Consider the following 21,607-nt stretch of genomic DNA (forward strand, 5'->3'; position numbering starts at 1 on the left):
TATGGCTACTTTTCTTTCTTAGCAAAGATGGCGGAAAGTGTAAGATATTTCTTCTTTAAAGCAGGTTCCTCTATCTTATCATAAAAATCTGCAATTGCAACACAAAGTTTACTTTTGGAATTTACTTCTAACAATCCTTTTTCACACAATGGCTCTATATGTATTCTGGGCGGAAAGTCCAAATCGTTGTTGTACATTTTTAAAATTGCAAGATAAGAAAAATGTTCCTGGGGATTTACCTGAATTGCCTTTTTATAATATTCAAAAGCGGAATCCAAATTATCCGTTGTCGGGTCGCTTTCCAGGATGCTCCCTGTCCACATAAAAAGTTCAGAAGAAAGATCAGGAAATTCTTCGCAGAGTTTTTCAGTAAACAGTTTAACTTCATCAGTTGTAAGGACAATATTACCTAATAAAATTTTATAAGTTTGGGCATCGTGGAGTTTTAGTTGTAGTGCTTTCTGTAATGTATCGAACAATTCATTTGAGGAAGTTGATTCTCTAAAAATTTGCTCAATTGCTTTTTTAATTTCTTCCATAACAATTATTATTATAGCGGAGTAATTAGACCTAAACCACAAATAATATAATCAATTCTTGGTAAATCCAAAACAAATGGATATAATCCTAAACGATAAAAAAATAATTTTTACTGTAACAATTTTAATGTTTATTTCGTCTCTTATAATGCAATATGATTAAATCATTACGATATAAAATAATTCTTCAGCAGTTCAAGAATAAGGTATATAGTTATTCCTACTATATTCTTAGAAACAGAATGGATGCGGAAGATGTAACCCAGGAAGTTTTGCTGATACTTTGGCAAAATATAGAAGATATAAATCTTAACGCAGTAAAAACTTGGATTATGAGAACAACTTACAATAAGTGCATAGATTATTTGAGAAAAAGGAATGTGATGTTCAGAAAAGAAGAGTATTTAGATGATGATCAGGTGGAATTTATTCGCGATTCAAGTGGCTCCCAACAACCGGACATACTTTTTGAAAAGAAGCTTTTGCAGAGTAAAGTATTAAACGCTATTGATAAATTATCAGAAGAGCAGAAACATATTTTGGTATTATATGAAATCCAGGGTATGAAATACAGAGAGATAAGTGAAATTATGAAAATACCCATCAACACAATTAAAGTTTATATTCTACGAGCAAGACAAAATTTATTAAAAGAATTGAAAAGGGAAGAAGTTTTTAATGTCTGAAGAATGCAAACATATTTTTATTCCAATAATTAACACTGCATATGGCGACGCTTCGATTATTCAAAGGTTAAAGGTCTTCCATCATTTAAAAAAATGCAGTAATTGTAAATCGTTATATCTCGAGCACAAAATTGCTGCTGAAGCGTTGCATGTACTGCCAGAAATGGAATGTCCGGATTCTATTATACAAAAAATAGAATCGAGAATTGGAGAAAGGAAATTCGAAGCAACATCATTTCTTGTAGATTTTTATTCTATCTTCACAAGAGTTTCATATAAAACAGCAATAGTAAGCGTGGTTACTATTGCTGTTTTGGTTGTTTTTGCTATTTCTCTTAGAAACAATAATAAAAGCAATGATGCAACAAAATATTCAACTTTAGAAGTTGAGCACGCAAACGAACAAGCAAAGCAGGCACTTGCACTGGTTGGCAAAGTGCTTAACTCAACTCAATCCAGATTGGAGAAAGAGATTTTAACAAAACAGGTAGCAAATCCTTTAAATAAAAGTTTAAATGCAATAAATGATTTATTCAAATCAGGAGAAAAAAATGAAAAGAATTAATTTAATTTTTCTAACGATAATATTTTCTTCACTTCTTTTATTTGGGCAGGAAGATTATAAAAAACTTGATGGGTATGTAGATTTTGGCAGCTTCGAAGGTTTATACAATCCCGAAGAGTTTACGGAGGTAAACATAGAAGCTCCATTACTAAGCTTAGCTTCCAAAGCTTCTAAAAATAAAGATCAGGAATTGGCAAACTTACTTGGTAATCTAAAGCTGGTAAAGGTTTACACATTTCAAATTGCTGATAGTAAAGAAGCAGATGTAACACAGAAAATGATTCGCATTACAACTAAACTTACCTCCGATAATTGGGAAAGAATAGTTAAGGTTAAAGAAAAAGGCGAAGAAGTAAATGTCTATTTGAAAAATGTTAACGAAAATATTGTCGGTGTTACTGTGCTAACTATGGAGAAAGGCGGACAGGCGACATTTGTAAATATTGTTGGCAATATCGATTTAGAAGCAATAAGCAAGTTATCTGATAAATTTAACATTCCGGATTTAGACCAATTTAAAAAGAAAATTAAATAGCGGGTGTTTTTATGAATAAGAAAAAAGCTATTAAAATTGTCCTGCTGCTCGCTTTTTCATTTCTGCTTTTTGGCTGTTGGGGAGTAGATGGCGAATTTAAGCATATGAGAAATGAAATCTTTGATGAAATGAATTATAAAGATTTTGATAGAGAGTTAGAATACTCCGTTAGTGGCTTCGAAATTTTATTAGCAAGCAAGTTAGCCAAAATATCAGATCGTACTTTCGATCTTGAAATTTTGCTCGACAAAATTTCCAATGCTCAAATTGGTATTTATAATTTAAATGAGAACGAAAAAATTACTTTGAACTCATTTACTTCTTTTGAGGAAAGAATCAGGCAAAGAAACTGGGTTAAATTAGTAAAGAGTTGTGACGGGGAAGAACTTTGCTTTGTTTATGTAAACATGAAAAATCCAGATCGTATAAAGGATATTTTGGTTTTATCAGTTGAAAACGAACAGATGGTTATTGTTCAAGTACATGGCAGACTGGAAGAACTTGTAGAGCAGTTGATTAAAAAAAGGGGAATAAAAGTTTAAGTACTCAACAACCTTTCCCATTACTTTTCGTCTAATAAATCAAAAGTAAAAGAAAGGTTCTTATGAGTAAAATTTTTAATGCGGTACTTTTATTTTATTTCTGTTTTTTTCTCCAGTATAAATTATTTGCTACTCCTGAAAATACTACCAGGGTACAAGCATACCATACAACAGAAAAAATTACAATTGATGGTAAACTTACTGAGTCAGTCTGGCAAAATAATCCCATTGAAGATTTTACACAACGGGATCCGAAGGAAGGAGATAAGCCAACTGAAAAATCTTATGTGTGGTTTGCTTACGACGAATCTTATTTTTATTGTTCAGCAAAATTAAATGACTCTCATCCCGATTCAATCCATGGAAGATTAGCCAGAAGAGATGATATGGAGGATTCGGATTGGTTTGGTATTGCAATAGATTCTTACCACGATAGAAGAACAGCTTTTTACTTTGTAGTAAATCCCGCCGGTTCCATAGAAGATGGTTTATATTACAACGATAGCTGGAGCGATGATTCCTGGGATGGTATTTGGGATTGCGCTTCCTCAATTGATTCGGAAGGCTGGAATGTTGAAATGAAAATCCCATTTTCGCAGTTACGTTTTAATAAAGCCGAAGAAATGGTTTGGGGAATTAATATTGCCCGCAAGATTGTTCGCAAAAACGAAGAAGATCATTTTGTAATGGTTCCAAAGAAAGAGAGCGGATACGTTTCTCACTTTGCACAATTGGTTGGATTAAAAGGTATAGAACCGAAACAGCGAGTAGAAGTTTTACCTTACCTTGTACAGAAAGCGCAATATTTAGTTCATGATATAAATGATCCATTCTATAAAAGCAACCAATACAGGACGATGCTTGGAGCGGATATTAAACTTGGCTTGGGAAGTAATTTAACATTGGATGCAACAATTAATCCTGACTTTGGACAAGTAGAAGTTGACCCTGCTGTAGTTAATTTATCCGCGTTCGAAACATATTTTGAAGAGAAGCGCCCGTTCTTTATAGAAGGATTGAACATTTTTAATTTTGGCACTAACGGGGCAAATAGTAACTGGAATTTTAACTGGGGGAATCCGGAATTCTTTTATTCCAGAAGAATTGGACGAACTCCGGAAGGAGATGCCGGTGAAAATGATTATGTTAATTTTCCAACCGAGACTCGAATACTTGGCGCAGCTAAAGTTAGCGGTAAGATAGGCGATACTTGGTCGTTTGGTGCTGTTGATGCTGTTACCGAAAGAACTTTTGCAAAAACTGATTTACTGGGCAATAGAGCAGAAGTAGAAGTTGAACCATTGACTAATTATGGAATTCTACGGGTTCAAAATGAATTTAATTCCGGCAAACAATCTCTCGGATTTATAGTCACTTCTGTAAACAGAGATCTGCAAAGCCCCGAATTGAAAAATAATCTTAGTAAACAAGCATATGCATTTGGAGTTGATGGGTGGTCTTTTCTTGATAGTTCGGAGACTTATGTTTTAACCGGATATGCAGCCGGCACATATGTGCAAGGTTCTAAAGATTATTTGATCAAATTACAAGAAGCACCTCTAAGATATATGCAGAGACCAGATGCCAGGTATGCAAAGCTGGATAGTAATCGTACTTCGCTTTCTGGATTTATAACACGGTTTGCGTTAAACAAACAGAAAGGGAATTTTTATATAAATAGTGGAATTGGGGTTGTGTCGCCTGGATTTGAATCCAATGATGCTGGTTTTCAGTGGCGGGCAAATACAATAAACTCACATTTGGTGATTGGATATAAATGGTTTGAGCCGGATAATATTTTCAGGAATAAAAATGTTTTTGTTTCGCATGCAAGAAATTATGATTTTGATGGCAATATTGAAAACAATTTTTGGGGCTTATTTACCAACGTCCAATTTTTGAATTATTATGGATTTAGTTTGCAGATGTTTTATGGTTTGGAAAATTTTTCTTCCCGCTTAACACGTGGGGGACCTTTAGCCAAAAATCCACCTGGTTATGAACTTAGCTTTAATGGCTATAGCGATAGCAGAAAGCCAATTGTCTCTGAGGTTTTCGGTTATTATTCCGGCGATGATTTTGGAAGCAAATATTTTAATGCAGGTTTGAATATTGAATGGAAACCAACTTCAGCGTTAAACATTACTATCGGTCCGTCAATGGATAGGAATCTTGAAAAAGTGCAATGGGTAACTGAAATTGATGACCCGGTAGCAACTGCAACATATGGCAAAAGATATATTTTTGCAGAGATGAATCAAAAAACTGTTGCCGGAAATATTAGAGTAAATTGGACGTTTACCCCAAAACTTACTTTGCAGCTTTATCTTCAGCCATTAGTTTCTGTTGGGGATTATAAAAACTTTAAACAGTTGGCGAAACCTAAAACAAAAGAATATAATGTGTTTGAAAAAAATGGTGCAACCATAAATTATAATAAAGATACAGAGGAGTATACCATTGATCCTGATGGTTCCGGTAGTGCGGCAAATTTTAGCTTCAACAATCCAAATTTTAATTTCAAATCCATTAGGGCAAATTTAGTTTTACGCTGGGAGTTTCTCCCCGGTTCTGCTTTCTATTTTGTATGGCAGAATTTCAAAGAAAACTATGACAATCCGGGAGAGTTCTCCTTCCGTAGAGATTTTAATAATTTGTTTAAGTCACAACCAAATAATATTTACCTGGTTAAATTTACGTATTGGCTGGATGTTTAATAATTAAAAATTGCTATACTTAAAACTACAGTTGCCAGAAAAAATGCAAGCAGAGAAAAGAAATATAAAATGGATAGGAAAAAAGATTTTATAACAGCAGAAAATCGTTTTTGAGTAAATACTTTTCTGAGCGACTTATAAAGATATATGAGCATCCAAAGTAAAAAGCAAATCAAAACATAAATATTTATTCCTGCCATAGAAATTAGAATGAAAATAAAAAGCGCAAGGAAAAGAAAGCTGTGAAAATGTATAGAATAGATTAAGTATTCAAAATAATAGCTTTTTCTTTTCTTGTGAAAAAGAAAAACCAGCCAGCCAAAGAAAGGCATTAATATAAAAATCATGTACGAAATATTTTTAACCAGGGAGTGTCCAAACTCCTTGCCACTGTCATTAGAGAGATTCCAAAGTTTATGGATAAGGTATTCCGCAAATCCCCCTTTCTCTATTTTCCTTATAGTAAGCAGGGAATCAAGTTTCGATTCTTTTAATCCAGTCAGTTCGAGAGAGGTTATTGAATAAATCTCGAAATCAAATTTTGATGTGCTTTGATTTGAGGGGGATTTACTCGGAAGGATGCTGATGGTAATAAGAAATAAAAAACTGATAAAAACATATAACCGCAAGGGGGGAACATAACGAACTCTTTTTCCCTGGTTATACTGTAAGGTTAAATGCCCAGGTTTAAATAGCAGTACCAGAAATGTCTGGAATGATTTTGTGTCAAAATGAATTGTTCCTTCGAGCAGCTCTAGAAACATATGCTTAAGAGGAATATTATAATTGTTATTTTCTTGACCGCAATGAGGGCAATAATTATTTGCATCGTTAAAAACATAACCACAATTAAGACAATCTTTTGATTTATTTTTTATATGCGCCATTTTTTAGTGCTGGGTTGTGCAAAATTATTATAATTGCTCTTTTTCTACTTCCGGTTCGATGTGAACGGTTACATTTATGTTTTCTATTTTTTGAAGGATAGCCTCTTCCACTTTGTGAGATATTTTATGAGCTTGATCGATACTTAATTGTTTATCAACATGAATATTCAGTTCAACAAATTTATATGGACCACTTTCTCTAACACGAACATTGTGAAATTTGATCACTTCTGGAATTTCATTTATTATTGATGAAATCCTTTCATTCAAACCTTCCGGAGCTTTATCAATTAAAGTATCAAACGAGCGCTTTCCTAAACGAAAGCTAATTACCAAAACAATTATTGCAACGATTAATGCAGAAATGGAATCAGCATAATAAAACTGAAAAGCGGCTCCTACTAATCCAATAAGAACTACACTGGAACTCCAGATATCAGTTGAAAAGTGTAGTGCGTCTGCTTCCAAAGCCTGGCTGTTGTGCTTCTTTGCAACCCGGTAAAGCGCCTTTGATCTGGAAACATCAATAATAATTGAAGTAATTATAACAATGAAACTCCAGATAGTAACTTCAATTTCAACTTTACCCGTAACTAATCTTTTAACTGCTTCATATATAATCCAGGCACAGGTTAATAAAAGTAAAAGAGTTTCAATTAGTGCCGAATAATTCTCAATCTTTCCATGTCCGTAGTTATGATCGCTGTCGGCTGGTTTATCGGCAAACTTAACGGCAAATAGAGTAATTGTTGCGGCGACAAGATCCAGACCCGAATGCATGGCTTCGGATAATATTCCCAAGCTTCCGGTTAGAAAACCAATCAACAGTTTAAATGAAGTTAAAAATACCGCTGCAATAACTGAAGTTAATGCAATCTTTCTTTTTTCGTAAGCGGCTATTTTTTCAGTTGTCATAAATTAAAATGGTCGGATATATTTTTTTATCCGACCAATTCCTAAAAAATAGTATAAGTGAAAAATGTTTTTATACTTTACTTAATCAAACTTAGCAATATTGAAATACTAATACAACAAGACTAAAAATCATCCGGAAGCTCTGCAAGCTGAGCGGCAGTATAAACCGGTCCATCAATACATACGTAAGTGTTGCCAACATTGCATCTACCGCATTTACCCAACCCGCACTTCATTCTGTTTTCAAGCGTTGTAACAACCTGGTTTTGTTTAAAGCCAAGCTTTTCTAAATTTTGAATAGTATACTTTATCATAATTGGCGGACCGCATGTAATTGCAACTGCGTTGTCTGGCGATGGAGCAATCTCATTTAATATTGTGGGAACAAAACCAACTTTACCATCCCACTCTCCATTTTCTCCGCCAGGATCAACAGTCTTAACAAATTTTATATCGGTTCTTCCTTCCCACTCTTTCAATTCATTTTTATAACAGAGATCAGAAATAGAACGGGCGCCGTATAAAATAGTTATGTCTTTGAATTTATCACGTAAGTCTAAACAGTTCCAGATTAAAGAACGCAGCGGAGCCAATCCAATTCCACCGCCAATAAAAATTAAATTCTTATCAAACATATCTTCTATCGGGAACCAGTTTCCGTATGGTCCGCGGAAGCCAACAACATCGCCAACATCTTTTTGGTTAAGGGATTTTGTTACTTTGCCAACAACTTTAAAACTGCATTCTATATATCCTTTGCGCGTAGGTGATGATGAAATACAAAATGTAGATTCTCCTTCACCGAATGCGGAGTACTCTCCAAATTGTCCAGCACGGAATGTAAACTTTTCTGAAACTTCCGGATCAATAAACTTTAGTTTAAAAGTTTTTGTATCCGGCGTTTCCCAAATTGATTCTTCAATTTTTGCAAGGAATGGTTTATAAATATTTTCCATAGCCTACTCCCAACCATCTCCCAAAGGGAGAGGATTTAGAATTAATTTTAGTTTATAAATATCTATCATTCATTTTAAAATACAGCTTTGATTTAAAAGTCCCCTTCCTTGGGAAGGGGATTTAGGGGTAGGCTCTTAACTACCTCATATATATCTAAATTAACCGGACAAGCACGAATACATCTTCCGCAGCCGGTACAAAGCGTTTTGTTAAATCTATCGCTGTAATATTTAAACTTGTGCATCACTCTCTGTCTGTATCGCTTTGATTGATCAGAGCGTGGATTGTGTCCCGATGCATGCAACGTGAATGAATTGAATTGACATACATCCCAATTTTTTCTGCGCAAACCATGATCGTATTTCATCTCGTCAACAATATCAAAACAGTGGCAGGTTGGACACAAGTAAGCGCAGCTTGCACAACCAAGGCAGCGGGCGCCGTATTCATCCCACGCCGGATTATCAAAATTTTTATCGAGCCAATCTTTAATCTTATCAACTTCAAGTGGTGTTCTTATTTTCTCTGCGGTTTGTTTGTAAACAGGATTTTCATCAACTAATTCTATCACTTCTTCCAGAACAGTTTTTAATTGATCGGCTAACCGCTCACCTTTTTCGGTGTGTGCATAAGCGAAAAAATTTCCGGATTTATTTTTTTTCAGGAAGAGATCACTTCCCTGAAGGCTATCAGGAGAAACGCCAACCGACGTACAGAAACAACTTTCATCCGAATTCTCGCAAGCGACTCCAACTAAGGTGGTATCCTCTCTGCGACTGTTATAAAAATTATCTTTGTATTCGAAATTAAAAATATTATCTATTACCGGAAACGCAGCGGCATCGCAGGGACGAAGCCCGACAATAATTTTTTGTTTTATCTCCGGAGTATAATCATCCAATTGAATTTCTTTATTCTTGTAAGAGAATTCAATAATCGGTTCGGTTATAGGAAACACAAACTCCTTTGCCGAACGAACGGTGTTAATATAATTTTCTGGTTCAACAACTTCGTCAACGGAAGTTATTTTTCTAAAGAGAAGAGTGTTTTGGTAATTTACTGGAGCAACAACCTCTTTCCCTTGTTGCAGAAGAGTTTTAATAAAATCTTTATAACTGGTTTTAAGTTTGTAAATTTTCATTATCAATCTCCATTGCCTATCGGATAAAGTGTTGATCGTCTTCCATCTTGTAATCTGTTAACGGTGGTTTTGCTTCGGCATCAACACCTGCAACATAACCATACTCTTCAAAAATTTCTTTTGCCATTTTCATATTCAATAATCCAAGCGGAATATTCTGATGGCAAACTCTTTCGCACTCGCCACATCCAATGCACCTTCCGGCAAGATGAAATGCGCGAATGAAATGCCAGCTTAAATTGCCAACTTGGTGAGCGCTTGATTCAATCCACCGCGGCTGAGTTTTATCTACTATACATTGTTCGCAGTAACACAGTGGACAAGCCTGGCGGCAAGCGTAACAGCGAACGCATTTATCAAATTCTTTCATCCAGAAATCCCAGCGCTGTTCAATCGGCATTTGTTCTATCATATCAAGCCGTGCAAATTTCTTGCTTGTGTCCACTGGGGATTCTGTTATTGCTTCACCGGCTAAAACATCATATATTTTTGGTATATGAACATTACAAAATCGGCACTTGCCAAGAACTTCACCATTAACCTGCTCTGTAACACCTTCACAAGGAAGACCTATTATATAAACATCTTCCCGGTTGATTTGGTGTTCTTGGATTAATCCTACTATTGTTTTAGCATCGCAGCCTTTAACAAAAATCCCAATTGGTTTTGGAAGTTTGTATGATTTATTTAAATATGTTGCCAGGTTGTTAACACAGTATTTGTTGAAAACAAATTTTTCTGCCTGCTGCGGAGTTTTGGCAATTAGCGTTTGTGTTTTGCCGGGGATCGTTCCGCTGGCATAACCAACCACAACAGCAACCTTGCCGGATTCCAGTAATTCTTTTGCTATTTGATTAGGCGATAACATATTCTCTCTCATTTTTTATTAAGACAATAGAACGCGGATAACGCGGATTAATACAGATTAAACCGCGCTCCATTGAACTTTCTTTCATTCTTTTTAAAAATTTATTTGAGTTCATTTATTGTATTTCAATCTCCGTAATTATTCCAGCTATTTCTTTTGGTGATGGTAAAAGATTTTTAAATTCCTTTGGTAGGGATTTAGTTATTTTATAAGTAGCCACGCCAATTGGCTGCGATAAATCTTTCAAAGCATATTCAACTATTAATCGTTTTTTATCTTTACAAAGTATAATTCCGATTGAAGGATTCTCGCCCTCCAGCTTTACTTTATCATTAAGAACGGACAAATAGAATTGCATTTTACCTGCATACTCTGGTTTGAATTCTCCAATTTTTAGTTCAACAGCAACTAATGCTTTTAACTTTCGATGATACAAAAGAAGATCCAGAAAGAACTCTTCTTCTTCAACTTCAATTTTATATTGATTGCCAATAAAAGCAAAATAGCCGCCCATTTCCGTTAGAAAGTTCCTGATGTTATTTACCATCTCAGTCTCAAGTTCTTTTTCAGAGTGTTCTTCCCCCAATTCAAGAAAGTCGAAAGTATACTCATCTTTAACAGCAAGCTTAGCCTGGTGTTTATTTTTTTCGGGTACAGTTTTATCAAAATTGGTTTGGTTAAGTAAATACTTTTCGTAAGATTGATTTTCAATTTGGTGAATGAGAACATTTTTAGACCACCCAAATTTTTTAGTCATACGAATATAAAATTCTCGTTCGAGATCATCTTTACATTTGTCTAACACAACAAGATTTTTCACCCAACTAATTTCTGCAACCAATGGTTGCAGAATTAAATTTTCTTTATAGGTAAAATAGAAATTTCGCATATACCAAAGATTTCGAGACGAAAAGCCAGTTATACCTGGGAATTCTTTTCGAAGATCGATTGATAATTGCTCAACTATCGATTTTCCCCAACTGGTAGTTGCCTGTTTTTCAACAATCATTTTGCCAAGGTCCCAGTAAAGAGTAATCAATTCCTTATTAACATTTTTAAGTGCTTGATACTGGGCTTCAGAAATTCTTTCTTTTACCTGAAGTAAAAAATTTTTATATGTTGAAGATAATTTAGCCATCATCTATTTTTTGAATGCTTACCTTGGAAGCGAACTAAAATTAATAAAAAGGAATAATCTGCGAACATCCGCTTAATCTGTGTCATCCGCGTTCCAATTCATTTTCTTTCTCAAAGTTTCTGAACGGAAAAGATTCTTTAATAATTTCCCTATAATTTGTAAACGGACCAAGAGCGCGTATTTCATCAGTAACACAATTTACAACATCTCTCCACTTTCCACCTTCGGCTGCCGAGACCCAGCTAAATTGAATGCGTCGGGAATCTATTCCAACAAATTCAAGCAGCTTGCGGAATATTGCAAATCGTCTGCGTGCGTGGAAGTTACCGGCATTATAATGGCAATCGTTTGGGTGGCACCCACTAATCAGGACCCCGTCAGCCCCGTTCTCAAATGCTTTTATGATAAATGAAAAATCAATTCGTCCAGTGCAGGGCAGACGTAGAACCCGAACATTTGATTCGTATTTTAATCTGCTTGTGCCGGCTAAATCTGCACCGGTATAAGTACACCACTGGCAGACAAAAGCGGCAACTTTGGGCTCGAATACTTCTTGATTATTTTCTGGTTTATTCATCAGTGTACCTGTTGTTAAATCCTAAATACTAATTTCTATTTACAAAACAATGTCAAAATATAAATTCTAATATCTAAACACTAAATTCTAAACAAACTCAAAGCACCAATTTCTAATCCCTAAACAAAACGTAAGCTCAAAACTCTTTTGAAATTTGATATTCGAATTTGTTTAGAGTTTAGGGTTTTTCATTTAGTATTTAAACAAACATTGCATTAATTTCCGAGTAAACCTGCTCATCTGTAAATCCAGCAAGATCGAGAGATTTTGATCTGCAGATTGAAACGCATGTTCCGCAGCCCTGGCATTTGCCTTCATTAACGTTGGCAACAATACGAATTACTTCGCCCACACGATTTTTAATTTCCTTTCTTGCAATGGCAGCGTAAGGACAAGCGATCATACAAAATTCGCAATCAACACAAGTGGTTTCATTTACTCTTGCAACATAAGGCTCACGTTCAAGATCGAAAGAGCTGAATAATCCTAAAACTTTTGCCGCGGCGGCAGATGCTTGCGCAACTGCTTCAGGAATATCTTTAGGCGCCTGGCAAGCACCAGCCAAGAAAATTCCAGCACTGTTGGTTTCAACCGGACGAAGTTTAGGATGAGCTTCTGACAAGAAATGATATTGATCGTATCCAACACCAAGTTTTTGTGCAAGTGGAACAATGTCTTGTTGCGCAGCAACTGCCGTTGCAAGAACAACTAAGTCGGCGGCAATTTCCACTTGAGCACCACTCAAGGTATCGGCACCTTTAACAATAAGCTTATCACCTTCCTGCGAAATTTTGGATACTCTTCCGCGCAAATAAATTGCGCCATCTTCTTCAATTGCACGACGGACAAACTCGTCATAATTTTTTCCAGCCGCGCGGATATCCATATAAAAAACAAATGCTTTTCCATTATGAACTTTATGCTTGTATAGCATCGTATGCTTCGCGGTATACATACAGCAAATCTTGCTGCAGTAACTAACACCTTTTGCCGCATCACGTGAACCAACGCATTGAATAAACACAACTGTTTCCGGCACTTTCCCATCTGATGGTCTTTTTACTTCGCCAAAGGTTGGACCAGATGCGCTTACCAATCTTTCAAATTGAAGTCCGTCAATTACATCAGGATATTTTCCGTAACCATATTCACCGTAACCTTTAATCCCGCTAGGCGAGACACTTTCAGTCTTCTTGTTGATATTATAAAGATCGTAACCAGTTGCAACTACTATAGCTCCTATTTGTTCTTTTATAAATTGATCAGTCTGATCCCACCTGATTGCTTTTGGTCCGCACATTTTTTCGCACAGTCCGCATTTCCCCGTTTTGAAATGCGTGCAATGTTCAGCGTCTATTACGGGTTTGTTTGGAACAGCCTGAGGGAAAGGGACATAAATAGCTTTGCGCGTTCCGAGTCCTTCATTAAACTCGCTTGGAATTTTTTTGATAGGACATTTTTCCTGACAAATACCACAACCAGTACAGACCGAATTATCAACGTAGCTTGCTTTTCTTTTTATAGTAACTTCAAAATTTCCAATATAGCCGGCAACATTTTCAACTTCGCTGTAAGCATAAACTTTAATGTTCTTGTGAGTATTTGCGCTTACCATTTTTGGAGTTAAGATACATTGAGAACAATCGAGTGTTGGGAACGTTTCCGAAAGCTGAGCCATATGTCCGCCGATTGATGGCGATTTTTCCAGCAGAATTACTTCCTGCCCGCCATCTGCAATGTCTAATGCAGCCTGAATGCCGGCAACTCCACCACCAATTACAAGCGCTCTTTTGGTTACTGGAATTCGGATTGGTTCAAGTGGAACATTGCGCTTAACTTTTTCAACCATAATGCGGATAAGGTCTAAAGCTTTTTCGGTCGCGGCAACTTTATCTTCGTGAACCCAGGAACAATGCTCGCGAATGTTTGCTATCTCGCAAAGGAATGGATTCATTCCAGCGGTTTCCACTGCGCGACGGAAAGTTTTTTCGTGCATCAACGGGCTGCAGCTTCCAATAACAACTCCGCTAAGTTTATGCTGCTTGATTGCATCTTTTATAATCGTTTGTCCTGGATCTGAACAGATATATTTATAATCTGTAGCGAAGACAACATCGCGCAATAAGGCAGCTCTTTGTGCAACCGTTGGGCAATCAACAGTTCTTCCAATATTTTCGCCGCAGTGGCAAACGAAGACTCCAATTCGAGCCATTTAATTCTCCTTGTGAGTTTAGAACGTAGAGTGTAGAACGAAGAATGAAATTTAATTCTTCGTTCTGCACCATGAGTTCTTAGCTCTAATCCTTATACTTTAAAAACTTTATTCTGAATCAACAATTTTCTTTTTATTCTAGAAACCAATTCTGTTCCTTTCCGGTTCGGGCGGAGTCATTAATTCTTTTAGTATTTCAAATACTGTAGCAATTTGTTCATCGTGTTTAAAAATTCTGTGCTCTATTTCTTTTAGCTTGGATGCAAATTCTTTATTCGTATCTATCAGCCGTCTTAGACTTATAAAAGCACGCATAATTTCTATATTTACTTTTATTGCTTTAGAACTCCTTAAAATGCTTGAAAGCATAGCAACGCCTTGTTCGGTAAAAGCAAACGGAGTTGCGGGGCTGAATTTGTATTTCTTAAGGTTATCACAATTTGTGATAAGCTCATTCCATTCAATTTTATTTAATTGGAATAAAAAATCCGAAGGAAACCGACTTAGGTTTCTTCTTACAGATTGTTTTAATACGCGATTTTCAACTCCATAAAGCAAGGCAAGATCGAAATCAAGGATTACCTTTTCTGCTCGAATCAGATAAATGATTTGGACAATATTTTCTTGCTTTAAAATTTGTTTCATCTTATTTAAGAATTTATTCCGAACACTTTCTATTTCTAAAACTTAATTTAGATTGTATTTCTTGAGTACATCTATTGGACTTACAAAATGTGAATTCATTCCCAATTCTTTTGTCGGAATATCAATTGCGAGACCAAGCAATTGAGTAATGTAAAGAATCGGAAATTTAAAGTTCGTCCCATATTTTATATTAATCTGATCCTGCCGCATATCAAGATTAGCCTGACAGAGCGGACACGCAACTGCAATACAATCCGCCCCAACATTTTGTGCAGAAGTAAGAATTTTTTTAACAAGGTCCAACACAATTCCTTTCATTGGAATTGCATGGCTGCCTCCGCAGCATTCGGTTTTGCATGACCATTCAACCGGGGTTCCACCCAAAGCAGAAATTAATTCATCCATAGAAGTTGGATCTTCTTCATCATCAAACTGTAAAATTTTTCCAGGACGAACAAGCAGACAACCATAGTAACTTGCAACCTTTAAATCTTTTAATGGTTTTTTAACTGCAGCTTTTACTTTATCCAATCCATAAACATCTTTAAAAAACTCCAGGATATTAATAATTCTTAAATCTTTCTCGGCTGTTTCACCTATGATAAAGTTCATTCTTTCTTTCATACTGCTAGAATGATGAACTTCATAATCCGCAACTTTTAATCTATTATAGCAGGCGGCGCAAGGAGCAATGATGTTTTCGAGTCCCTGTTTGGAAGCATTAACAATGTTTGCATATGGAAGTGCAACCCCAAGTTCTTCTTTTGTTGTGTGGGCGGGAGTGGCGCCGCAGCAATTCCAATCTTCAACTTCTTCAAGTTGAATGTTGAACGCATTGCAAACTGCACGCATAGACATACCATATTCTTTTGCTGTTGCGTGGGCAGAACAACCAGGGTAATATCCAAAACTCATTTATAATCTCCTTTGTTCTTAAGAACTCAGAACACAGAAAACAGAATTTTTTTAACGTCTGTTTTTTATATTCCGAATTTTGAATTCTATCTACTTGAATTTTATTCGAATATGAAGCAAGTAGTTTACTTACTTCTTCGATTAACACTTCTAACTCAACCGAGAAACCGTAATTTAAATCGTTAGCAAGTATAAGGTAATACCGGCACTCTTCCACAGAACCTTGTGCTATATTCAGAAAACGAATTTTATCTTGTTTACCAAATTTTTTAAATCCGTCTGCAATATTTGCCGCAATAGATATAGCTGCTCTACGAAACTGAGAAGTCAGACCATAGACGTCACTTTTTGGAAAATTATCTGTAAGCTTATAAACACCAACAACAAACGCATGTGCTTTTTGCCAAACTATCAATTCTTTAAAATTCTTTGCTCCGTTCATACTTAATTCTGTTTTCTGTATTCAGTCTTCTGTTTTCTTTTTCTAGTGTTTATTCTTTTCAGAATGTTCTTTTGGTTCAAAATATTCTGATCTATCGAAAATATTCTTAATTCTTTTTCTGTTTTTAATTGTTGTTGGAAAGAACGGAAGCTTTTGATTTAATAGCATTGTTGGTCCTAGTTCTGCATCGGTAAATGGTGTAAGTGTTTTTATCTTGTAACCAACCATCATCCCAAGTTCAAAAGATTTTCCATTCGCTTTAATCGGCGCAAGGAATGCTTCCGCAAATGCAGGGACTTCCTTTACCGGAGGTTCTATTCCATTCTTCTTTGCCGATATTCTAATCGATTCCATTATTTTTACTACATCAATTTCCATTGGGCACCTTGATGAACAGGTGATACAGCTTGCGCAAAGGTATGGAGTCTTTGATTTGTAAACTATTTCTTTTTGCCCAAGTTGAATTAGCCGGATTAACCGGGTTGGTGATTCATCAATAAAAGATGAAACTGTGCATCCGGCGGAGCATTTACCGCATTGATAACAATCGTATACATTTATTCCAGAACAACTATGTATTTCTTTGGCAAAGGCATCAACTGAGTTGTCAAGTTTGATTTGCATTTGAACACCTGCAGATTATAGTTTTAGTTTACCGCAATTAGACGCGGCATAAAGCAAAGTCAAATTATTTGCCACGAAAAATAAGGTGAAAACATCTGAATAGAAAGAATTTTCTGATTAAAACAATAAGTGAGAGCGGCTTTTTCTCATCCTTGGTTAGAAAGTTTATTCTTTTTGAGAAGTAAAAACGAAAAAGAGGAATCCAGACTAACATAATAATTGGTGAAGCAAATCTTTGCGTTAAATTTAACAAGGCAATTTTGAAATCCGGGGTAATCTATTTTAACAATGGATAATTGAGTTTGGAAATTTCAACTTCTACAGAATTTATGGGAACAATTCCAACTGTTCGGAAATAAAAGGTAAGACATATAAAAGTATGGGTCACTTAGAAAATAGTTATCAGGATTAGCTTTGATTTATAACCAATGAGTTTTGAATTCTTGATGGTTTCCCCTAATTTTGAAGGCAAATTTATAATTAAAATCTATTAAGGAGAATAAATGAAATATCGATTAGTTCTTGTCTTTGCACTTTTGTGTTTTGGAGTATCTGCCTGCCAGCAAGGTGAAGTAAAAAAATCTGATTTGAAAACACAGAAAGATAGCGTGAGTTATTCAATTGGAATTAGCATTGGAAAAAGTTTAAAGAAAGATGCTATTGAAACAGAACCAGCAGTTCTCTTGCAGGGTATTAAAGATGCCGTTGCAAAAGACAGTCTTTATTTATTAACAGATGCAGAAATGCAAAAAACAATGATGAATCTTCAATCATTAATGATGAAAAAACAGATGGAAAAAATGAAAGCAGAAGGTGATAAGAATAAAAAAGAAGGTGATGAATTCCTTGCAAAGAACGGAAAAGAGCAAGGCGTAATAACATTACCAAGCGGTTTACAATACAAAGTTCTTCAAACCGGAACAGGTGTACAACCTAAACTTACGGATAAAGTATCCTGCAATTACAAAGGCACTTTATTAAATGGAACCGAGTTCGACAACTCGATTAAAAGAGGGAAGCCGGCTATATTTGAATGTGGTAAGGTTATTAAAGGATGGACCGAAGCACTTCAAATGATGCATGTGGGTGATAAGTGGCAATTGTTTATTCCTGGTGCTTTAGCTTATGGCGAACAAGGTGCGGGACAAGGACAGATTCCACCAAATGCTACTTTGATTTTTGAAGTTGAACTTTTAGGGATTGAAAAATAACCTAAAGACCTTCAAGGTTCTTCAAAACCTTGAAGGTCCTTCTTAAAATCTATTCCTCAAACATTTTTCTAAAATAACCGACTTATTAAAACCCGACAGTATAATTTGGGCATCTAGTTTAATTTGAGAAATAGGAAAAAATCCGTTAATTTAAATCAGCAATTTTGAAATACAAAAAATAAAATGACAGATAAAATTCGTGGAAGAATTGGGTACTGGTTAGACTTAGCGGAATATGATTTAATTACTGCTGAATCGATGTTAAAGTCAAAGCGGTACCTTTATGTTGGGTTTATGTGTCACCAGGTTGTTGAAAAAAGTATTAAAGCATTTCACTGGTTTATTCAAAAACAAGAACCTCCGTATACGCACAACTTAAACATTCTCTCCTCTAAATCAGGGCTTGATAAAATAAGCGGCTTTAAGAATGAGTTATTACTCGAAGAACTTATGCCGTTAAATATTAAAGCTCGTTATCCTGATGATAAAACAAGTCTTTTAAAGGAGTTAAATTACAACCGATGCCGGTCTTTACTAAAACAAACCAAAGAGTTTTACGATTGGATAAAAAAGTTGTTAAAATAGCACAAGAATTTTCTCGAATAGTTGTTGAAAATCTTGAGGTTCGATTTGTAATACTTTTTGGCTCTTTTGCCAAGGGAACACAAAAGGAAGAGAGTGATATAGACATTGCTGTTGTTGTTGAAAAAGCAAATGGCAAATATTTGGATATAAGTACGCTGCTTTTCCATTTAGTGAAAAAAGTGGATTTAAGAATTGAACCGTTATTGATTGAGATTGAAAATGACAAGAGTGGTTTTCTTGAAAGTTTATTAAAGAGTGGAAAAATTATTTATAAAAATTAAAAAAAATTGTCTTGTCTCTTTTCCTTTTCCTGATTAAGATGATAAATATTTGCAAGTATGATCTCTTGTTTATTATAAAGCGAATTGAAAATCTATTCCTCAAACATTTTTCTAATCTGATTTATATCTTTTGTTATTCCTAAAACAAGCATCAATTTTATTCTTGCTTTCTGCCCATTTAGATAATCCGAAAAAACAACTCCCATTTTGTGCAACCATTTTCCAGCACCGGGATAACTGTAAATATCAAGTGTTTCACCAGCCGGGCATCTGGAAACCAAAACAACCGGAATTCCTTTTTCAACAGCGTATTTAATTCCTTCAAAAGATAACGGTGGTACATTGCCCACACCCATTGCCTCAACAACAATTCCTTCTGTTCCGCTATCAACAGAAAATTTGAAAAACTTTTCATTCATTCCAGCGTAAACTTTAATCAAATCAACATTGGAATTAATCATTTCCGTTGTAATTGTTTCAAGCTTCCGCGGCATTCGGTTGATAAAAACTCTTCCTCTATCAACAAAACCCAGCGCACCAAAATCCAAACTATGGAAAGTTTCTATATTATCCGTGTGAGTTTTAGTAACTTCGCTTGCAGCATTTATTTCTCCATTAAGGCATACAAGCACGCCAAGATTTCTGCTGTTTGGATTCAGGCAGGTTTGGATTGCATCTTTTAAATTTCTTGGTCCATCCCAATCCGGTTCGGAACTGTTCTTCATCGAACCAATTAGAATTATAGGAATTGGTGTTTGAATTGTAAGGTCGAGTAGATAAGCAGTTTCTTCAAGAGTGTCTGTTCCGTGGGTTACAATAATTCCATCGTAAGAAGTTTCAATTAAGAATTCCTGAATTTTTTTTGAAAGAGATAACATCAATTCAGGTGTCATATGTGGTCCCGGGAATTTACCAAAGTCATAGATCGATATATTTGCAAGTGCTTTAATTTCCGGCATCATATCAATTAAATCATTGCCGGAAAAGTGTGGAATAGCTCCACCTGTAGTTTCATCAATTTTCATAGAGAAAGTACCGCCGGTAAAAACCACTAATATATTTTTCATTTTATTAGCCTTAGATAAATTGTGCTCAATCTTTTTCCAGCAATTAAACAATTTCACAACGAAATTTAGTTAATGGCTTTGCTTTCTAAGTGTAAATTAAAACTTTATTGGTTTGAAGTCAAAATGAGATTCAACTTTCCTCTTGATTATTAGATAGTATAATGAATAGATTTCCGAAAGTAATTTTTGGAGGTTCAGTTGAAACGATTTTTGTTTTTACTAATCGCATTATTAATCTTTAATTCTTTATCTGTTGCCTGCACATCAATTATAATTTCAGGAAAAGTTTCTGCAGATGGCAGACCCATAATGTGGAAACACCGAGACTCTGATTATGAACAAAATAAATTAATGTATTTCCAAGGAGTGAAATATTATTTTATTGCCGTAGTTAATTCTATAGATGCAGAAGGAAAAGAAGTCTGGATGGGAAGCAACAACTCCGGTTTTTCTATAATCAATACAGCTTCTTATAACCTGAATGATTACTCAGTTTGTAATGTTCCTTCTGATCAGGAAGGACTATTAATGAAAGCAGCGTTAGGTAAATGTTCATCAGTTAAAGAGTTTGAAGAATTTCTACATAAAGAAAAAGGGAAATGGGGAGTTGAAGCTAACTTTGGAGTTATTGATGCTACGGGTGCCGCTGCTTATTTTGAAGTCGACTGCAAATCTGTAACCAAGTATGATGTTAATGATCCAACTGTCGCACCAAACGGATATCTTATTCGTACAAATTATTCCTGTAGTGGAAAAGAGGGTGAAGGTTATGGTTATTTCAGATATCAAACTGCAGAAAAGATTTTTGATGCGGCATATAAGAATAAAAACCTATCTGTTAATTTTATTCTGGATGTGGCAGATAGAAATCTTCAACACGCAGTTTTAAATAACGATTTATATAAAACAGATTTACCAAAAGATACTTCAGAAAAAAAGTTTATTCTCTTTAGAGATTATATTGTTCGGAATTCCTCAACATCAACGATGATTATTCAAGGAGTAAAACCGAATGAAGATCCTGCTCTAACAACACTCTGGACTGTTTTAGGCTGGCAGCTTACTACAATTGTTACTCCAGTTTGGGTTGCTGCTGGAAAAGAATTACCGAAAGTAACGGTAGCTGATAATAAAGAGACTGCTTCGATAAACAAAAAAGCGTTAAAATTAAAAGCCAGGTGTTATCCATTAGATTATGATAACAGCAAAGATTATTTAAATCTTTCGGCTGTGGTTAATCAAAAGGGAAGTGGAATAGCACAAAAACTTCTTCCAAAAGAAAAAGCAATTGTTGAAAAAGCGACGAACTTGATTGAAGACTGGCGAAAGAATAAATTCAATAAAGAAGAAGCAAAGAAATTTTATAATTGGTTGGATGAATATGTGAATAGTGTTTACATGAACGAGTTTGGAATTTGATCTGTATCTCCAAAGTTTATATTGTGTACAGAACCACGGTTAAGACTCCCGGTAAAAAAATCGGGACAGGCTGTAGTTCTCAAGAATAACTTTAGCGAAGCAATATCATCTTTCTTGTCTCCTAAAAACTTCCGCTTGT

General features: G+C 35.3%; 23 protein-coding genes. 9 read left to right on the forward strand and 14 right to left on the reverse strand.

Features of this window, described 5'->3' with window-relative positions:
- Positions 1-5: 5 nt before the first annotated feature.
- On the reverse strand, positions 6-539 hold the full coding sequence (locus NTX22_07965; GenBank protein MCX6150439.1) for a hypothetical protein: 534 nt from the start codon (positions 537-539) through the stop codon (positions 6-8).
- A 155-nt stretch (positions 540-694) separates the two neighbouring features.
- On the opposite strand from NTX22_07965, the gene NTX22_07970 reads away from it, so the two are divergent.
- From NTX22_07970 to NTX22_07990, 5 genes are all read left to right on the forward strand, one after another.
- Complete coding sequence (locus NTX22_07970; protein ID MCX6150440.1) at positions 695-1,225, forward strand: sigma-70 family RNA polymerase sigma factor; 531 nt, start codon at positions 695-697, stop codon at positions 1,223-1,225.
- Positions 1,218-1,790, forward strand: a complete 573-nt coding sequence (locus NTX22_07975; GenBank protein MCX6150441.1) for a hypothetical protein — start codon at positions 1,218-1,220, stop codon at positions 1,788-1,790. The genes NTX22_07970 and NTX22_07975 overlap by 8 nt, the downstream gene beginning before the upstream one ends.
- Positions 1,777-2,325 carry a DUF4252 domain-containing protein gene (locus tag NTX22_07980; GenBank protein ID MCX6150442.1) on the forward strand — a complete coding sequence of 183 codons (549 nt, stop codon included), beginning with the start codon at positions 1,777-1,779 and terminating at the stop codon, positions 2,323-2,325. The genes NTX22_07975 and NTX22_07980 overlap by 14 nt, the downstream gene beginning before the upstream one ends.
- A gap of 11 nt (positions 2,326-2,336) precedes the next feature.
- Positions 2,337-2,867, forward strand: coding sequence for a DUF4252 domain-containing protein (locus NTX22_07985; GenBank protein ID MCX6150443.1), 531 nt, complete (start codon positions 2,337-2,339; stop codon positions 2,865-2,867).
- Positions 2,868-2,929: 62 nt separating this feature from the next.
- Entirely contained in the window at positions 2,930-5,584 is a 2,655-nt protein-coding gene (locus tag NTX22_07990) for a DUF5916 domain-containing protein (protein MCX6150444.1), read from the forward strand.
- Here NTX22_07990 and NTX22_07995 read toward each other — a convergent pair.
- From NTX22_07995 to NTX22_08050, 12 genes are all read right to left on the reverse strand, one after another.
- Positions 5,581-6,471, reverse strand: coding sequence for a DUF3667 domain-containing protein (locus tag NTX22_07995; GenBank protein ID MCX6150445.1), 891 nt, complete (start codon positions 6,469-6,471; stop codon positions 5,581-5,583). The two genes, NTX22_07990 and NTX22_07995, sit on opposite strands and share 4 nt — an antisense overlap.
- A gap of 27 nt (positions 6,472-6,498) precedes the next feature.
- The gene (locus NTX22_08000) at positions 6,499-7,386 is read right to left on the reverse strand and encodes a cation diffusion facilitator family transporter (GenBank protein ID MCX6150446.1); all 888 of its coding nucleotides are present in this window, start codon (positions 7,384-7,386) and stop codon (positions 6,499-6,501) included.
- A gap of 122 nt (positions 7,387-7,508) precedes the next feature.
- Positions 7,509-8,342 (reverse strand): FAD/NAD(P)-binding protein, encoded by an 834-nt coding sequence (locus tag NTX22_08005; protein ID MCX6150447.1) that lies wholly within the window; start codon positions 8,340-8,342, stop codon positions 7,509-7,511.
- 92 nt (positions 8,343-8,434) lie between these two features.
- Positions 8,435-9,484, reverse strand: coding sequence for a 4Fe-4S dicluster domain-containing protein (locus NTX22_08010; protein MCX6150448.1), 1,050 nt, complete (start codon positions 9,482-9,484; stop codon positions 8,435-8,437).
- 16 nt (positions 9,485-9,500) lie between these two features.
- Positions 9,501-10,352 (reverse strand): 4Fe-4S dicluster domain-containing protein, encoded by an 852-nt coding sequence (locus tag NTX22_08015; protein ID MCX6150449.1) that lies wholly within the window; start codon positions 10,350-10,352, stop codon positions 9,501-9,503.
- Between the two features lie 115 nt (positions 10,353-10,467).
- Complete coding sequence (locus NTX22_08020) at positions 10,468-11,493, reverse strand: PDDEXK nuclease domain-containing protein (GenBank protein ID MCX6150450.1); 1,026 nt, start codon at positions 11,491-11,493, stop codon at positions 10,468-10,470.
- Between the two features lie 79 nt (positions 11,494-11,572).
- Complete coding sequence (locus NTX22_08025) at positions 11,573-12,067, reverse strand: hydrogenase iron-sulfur subunit (GenBank protein ID MCX6150451.1); 495 nt, start codon at positions 12,065-12,067, stop codon at positions 11,573-11,575.
- Positions 12,068-12,266: 199 nt separating this feature from the next.
- Entirely contained in the window at positions 12,267-14,279 is a 2,013-nt protein-coding gene (locus tag NTX22_08030) for a CoB--CoM heterodisulfide reductase iron-sulfur subunit A family protein (protein ID MCX6150452.1), read from the reverse strand.
- A gap of 138 nt (positions 14,280-14,417) precedes the next feature.
- The gene (locus NTX22_08035; GenBank protein MCX6150453.1) at positions 14,418-14,924 is read right to left on the reverse strand and encodes an ORF6N domain-containing protein; all 507 of its coding nucleotides are present in this window, start codon (positions 14,922-14,924) and stop codon (positions 14,418-14,420) included.
- Positions 14,925-14,966: 42 nt separating this feature from the next.
- Positions 14,967-15,839 (reverse strand): CoB--CoM heterodisulfide reductase iron-sulfur subunit B family protein, encoded by an 873-nt coding sequence (locus tag NTX22_08040; GenBank protein ID MCX6150454.1) that lies wholly within the window; start codon positions 15,837-15,839, stop codon positions 14,967-14,969.
- Entirely contained in the window at positions 15,739-16,281 is a 543-nt protein-coding gene (locus tag NTX22_08045) for a four helix bundle protein (GenBank protein ID MCX6150455.1), read from the reverse strand. Before NTX22_08045 ends, NTX22_08040 begins: the two co-directional genes overlap by 101 nt.
- A gap of 42 nt (positions 16,282-16,323) precedes the next feature.
- Positions 16,324-16,905, reverse strand: a complete 582-nt coding sequence (locus tag NTX22_08050; protein MCX6150456.1) for a 4Fe-4S dicluster domain-containing protein — start codon at positions 16,903-16,905, stop codon at positions 16,324-16,326.
- 503 nt (positions 16,906-17,408) lie between these two features.
- Here NTX22_08050 and NTX22_08055 point away from each other — a divergent pair.
- The 3 genes from NTX22_08055 to NTX22_08065 all read left to right on the forward strand — a co-directional run bounded on the left by NTX22_08055 (position 17,409) and on the right by NTX22_08065 (position 18,982).
- Positions 17,409-18,116, forward strand: coding sequence for an FKBP-type peptidyl-prolyl cis-trans isomerase (locus NTX22_08055; GenBank protein MCX6150457.1), 708 nt, complete (start codon positions 17,409-17,411; stop codon positions 18,114-18,116).
- 183 nt (positions 18,117-18,299) lie between these two features.
- Positions 18,300-18,701: a HEPN domain-containing protein gene (locus NTX22_08060; GenBank protein MCX6150458.1), complete on the forward strand. Its 402-nt coding sequence runs from the start codon at positions 18,300-18,302 to the stop codon at positions 18,699-18,701.
- A complete protein-coding gene (locus NTX22_08065) occupies positions 18,677-18,982 on the forward strand; it encodes a nucleotidyltransferase domain-containing protein (protein MCX6150459.1) in 306 nt (101 codons plus the stop codon). Before NTX22_08060 ends, NTX22_08065 begins: the two co-directional genes overlap by 25 nt.
- A gap of 92 nt (positions 18,983-19,074) precedes the next feature.
- Here NTX22_08065 and NTX22_08070 read toward each other — a convergent pair whose 3' ends face one another.
- Positions 19,075-20,049, reverse strand: a complete 975-nt coding sequence (locus NTX22_08070; protein ID MCX6150460.1) for an asparaginase — start codon at positions 20,047-20,049, stop codon at positions 19,075-19,077.
- Positions 20,050-20,247: 198 nt separating this feature from the next.
- On the opposite strand from NTX22_08070, the gene NTX22_08075 reads away from it, so the two are divergent.
- On the forward strand, positions 20,248-21,468 hold the full coding sequence (locus NTX22_08075; GenBank protein ID MCX6150461.1) for a hypothetical protein: 1,221 nt from the start codon (positions 20,248-20,250) through the stop codon (positions 21,466-21,468).
- Positions 21,469-21,607 lie beyond the last annotated feature (139 nt).

The organism is Ignavibacteriales bacterium, assembly GCA_026390815.1.
GTDB lineage: Bacteria > Bacteroidota > Ignavibacteria > Ignavibacteriales > SURF-24 > JAPLFH01.

Excerpts from the sequence above, each read along its gene's own strand:
- NTX22_08050 (MCX6150456.1), bottom strand. The coding sequence starts at position 16,905 with ATGCAAATCAAACTTGACAACTCAGTTGATGCCTTTGCCAAAGAAATA.
- NTX22_07965 (MCX6150439.1), bottom strand. The coding sequence starts at position 539 with ATGGAAGAAATTAAAAAAGCAATTGAGCAAATTTTTAGAGAATCAACT.
- NTX22_08055 (MCX6150457.1), top strand. The coding sequence starts at position 17,409 with ATGAAATATCGATTAGTTCTTGTCTTTGCACTTTTGTGTTTTGGAGTA.
- NTX22_08045 (MCX6150455.1), bottom strand. The coding sequence starts at position 16,281 with ATGAACGGAGCAAAGAATTTTAAAGAATTGATAGTTTGGCAAAAAGCA.
- NTX22_08000 (MCX6150446.1), bottom strand. The coding sequence starts at position 7,386 with ATGACAACTGAAAAAATAGCCGCTTACGAAAAAAGAAAGATTGCATTA.
- NTX22_08035 (MCX6150453.1), bottom strand. The coding sequence starts at position 14,924 with ATGAAACAAATTTTAAAGCAAGAAAATATTGTCCAAATCATTTATCTG.
- NTX22_08010 (MCX6150448.1), bottom strand. The coding sequence starts at position 9,484 with ATGAAAATTTACAAACTTAAAACCAGTTATAAAGATTTTATTAAAACT.
- NTX22_08030 (MCX6150452.1), bottom strand. The coding sequence starts at position 14,279 with ATGGCTCGAATTGGAGTCTTCGTTTGCCACTGCGGCGAAAATATTGGA.
- NTX22_08025 (MCX6150451.1), bottom strand. The coding sequence starts at position 12,067 with ATGAATAAACCAGAAAATAATCAAGAAGTATTCGAGCCCAAAGTTGCC.
- NTX22_08070 (MCX6150460.1), bottom strand. The coding sequence starts at position 20,049 with ATGAAAAATATATTAGTGGTTTTTACCGGCGGTACTTTCTCTATGAAA.
- NTX22_07995 (MCX6150445.1), bottom strand. The coding sequence starts at position 6,471 with ATGGCGCATATAAAAAATAAATCAAAAGATTGTCTTAATTGTGGTTAT.
- NTX22_07970 (MCX6150440.1), top strand. The coding sequence starts at position 695 with ATGATTAAATCATTACGATATAAAATAATTCTTCAGCAGTTCAAGAAT.
- NTX22_08060 (MCX6150458.1), top strand. The coding sequence starts at position 18,300 with ATGACAGATAAAATTCGTGGAAGAATTGGGTACTGGTTAGACTTAGCG.
- NTX22_07985 (MCX6150443.1), top strand. The coding sequence starts at position 2,337 with ATGAATAAGAAAAAAGCTATTAAAATTGTCCTGCTGCTCGCTTTTTCA.
- NTX22_08005 (MCX6150447.1), bottom strand. The coding sequence starts at position 8,342 with ATGGAAAATATTTATAAACCATTCCTTGCAAAAATTGAAGAATCAATT.
- NTX22_07990 (MCX6150444.1), top strand. The coding sequence starts at position 2,930 with ATGAGTAAAATTTTTAATGCGGTACTTTTATTTTATTTCTGTTTTTTT.
- NTX22_08015 (MCX6150449.1), bottom strand. The coding sequence starts at position 10,352 with ATGTTATCGCCTAATCAAATAGCAAAAGAATTACTGGAATCCGGCAAG.
- NTX22_07980 (MCX6150442.1), top strand. The coding sequence starts at position 1,777 with ATGAAAAGAATTAATTTAATTTTTCTAACGATAATATTTTCTTCACTT.
- NTX22_08040 (MCX6150454.1), bottom strand. The coding sequence starts at position 15,839 with ATGAGTTTTGGATATTACCCTGGTTGTTCTGCCCACGCAACAGCAAAA.
- NTX22_08020 (MCX6150450.1), bottom strand. The coding sequence starts at position 11,493 with ATGATGGCTAAATTATCTTCAACATATAAAAATTTTTTACTTCAGGTA.
- NTX22_07975 (MCX6150441.1), top strand. The coding sequence starts at position 1,218 with ATGTCTGAAGAATGCAAACATATTTTTATTCCAATAATTAACACTGCA.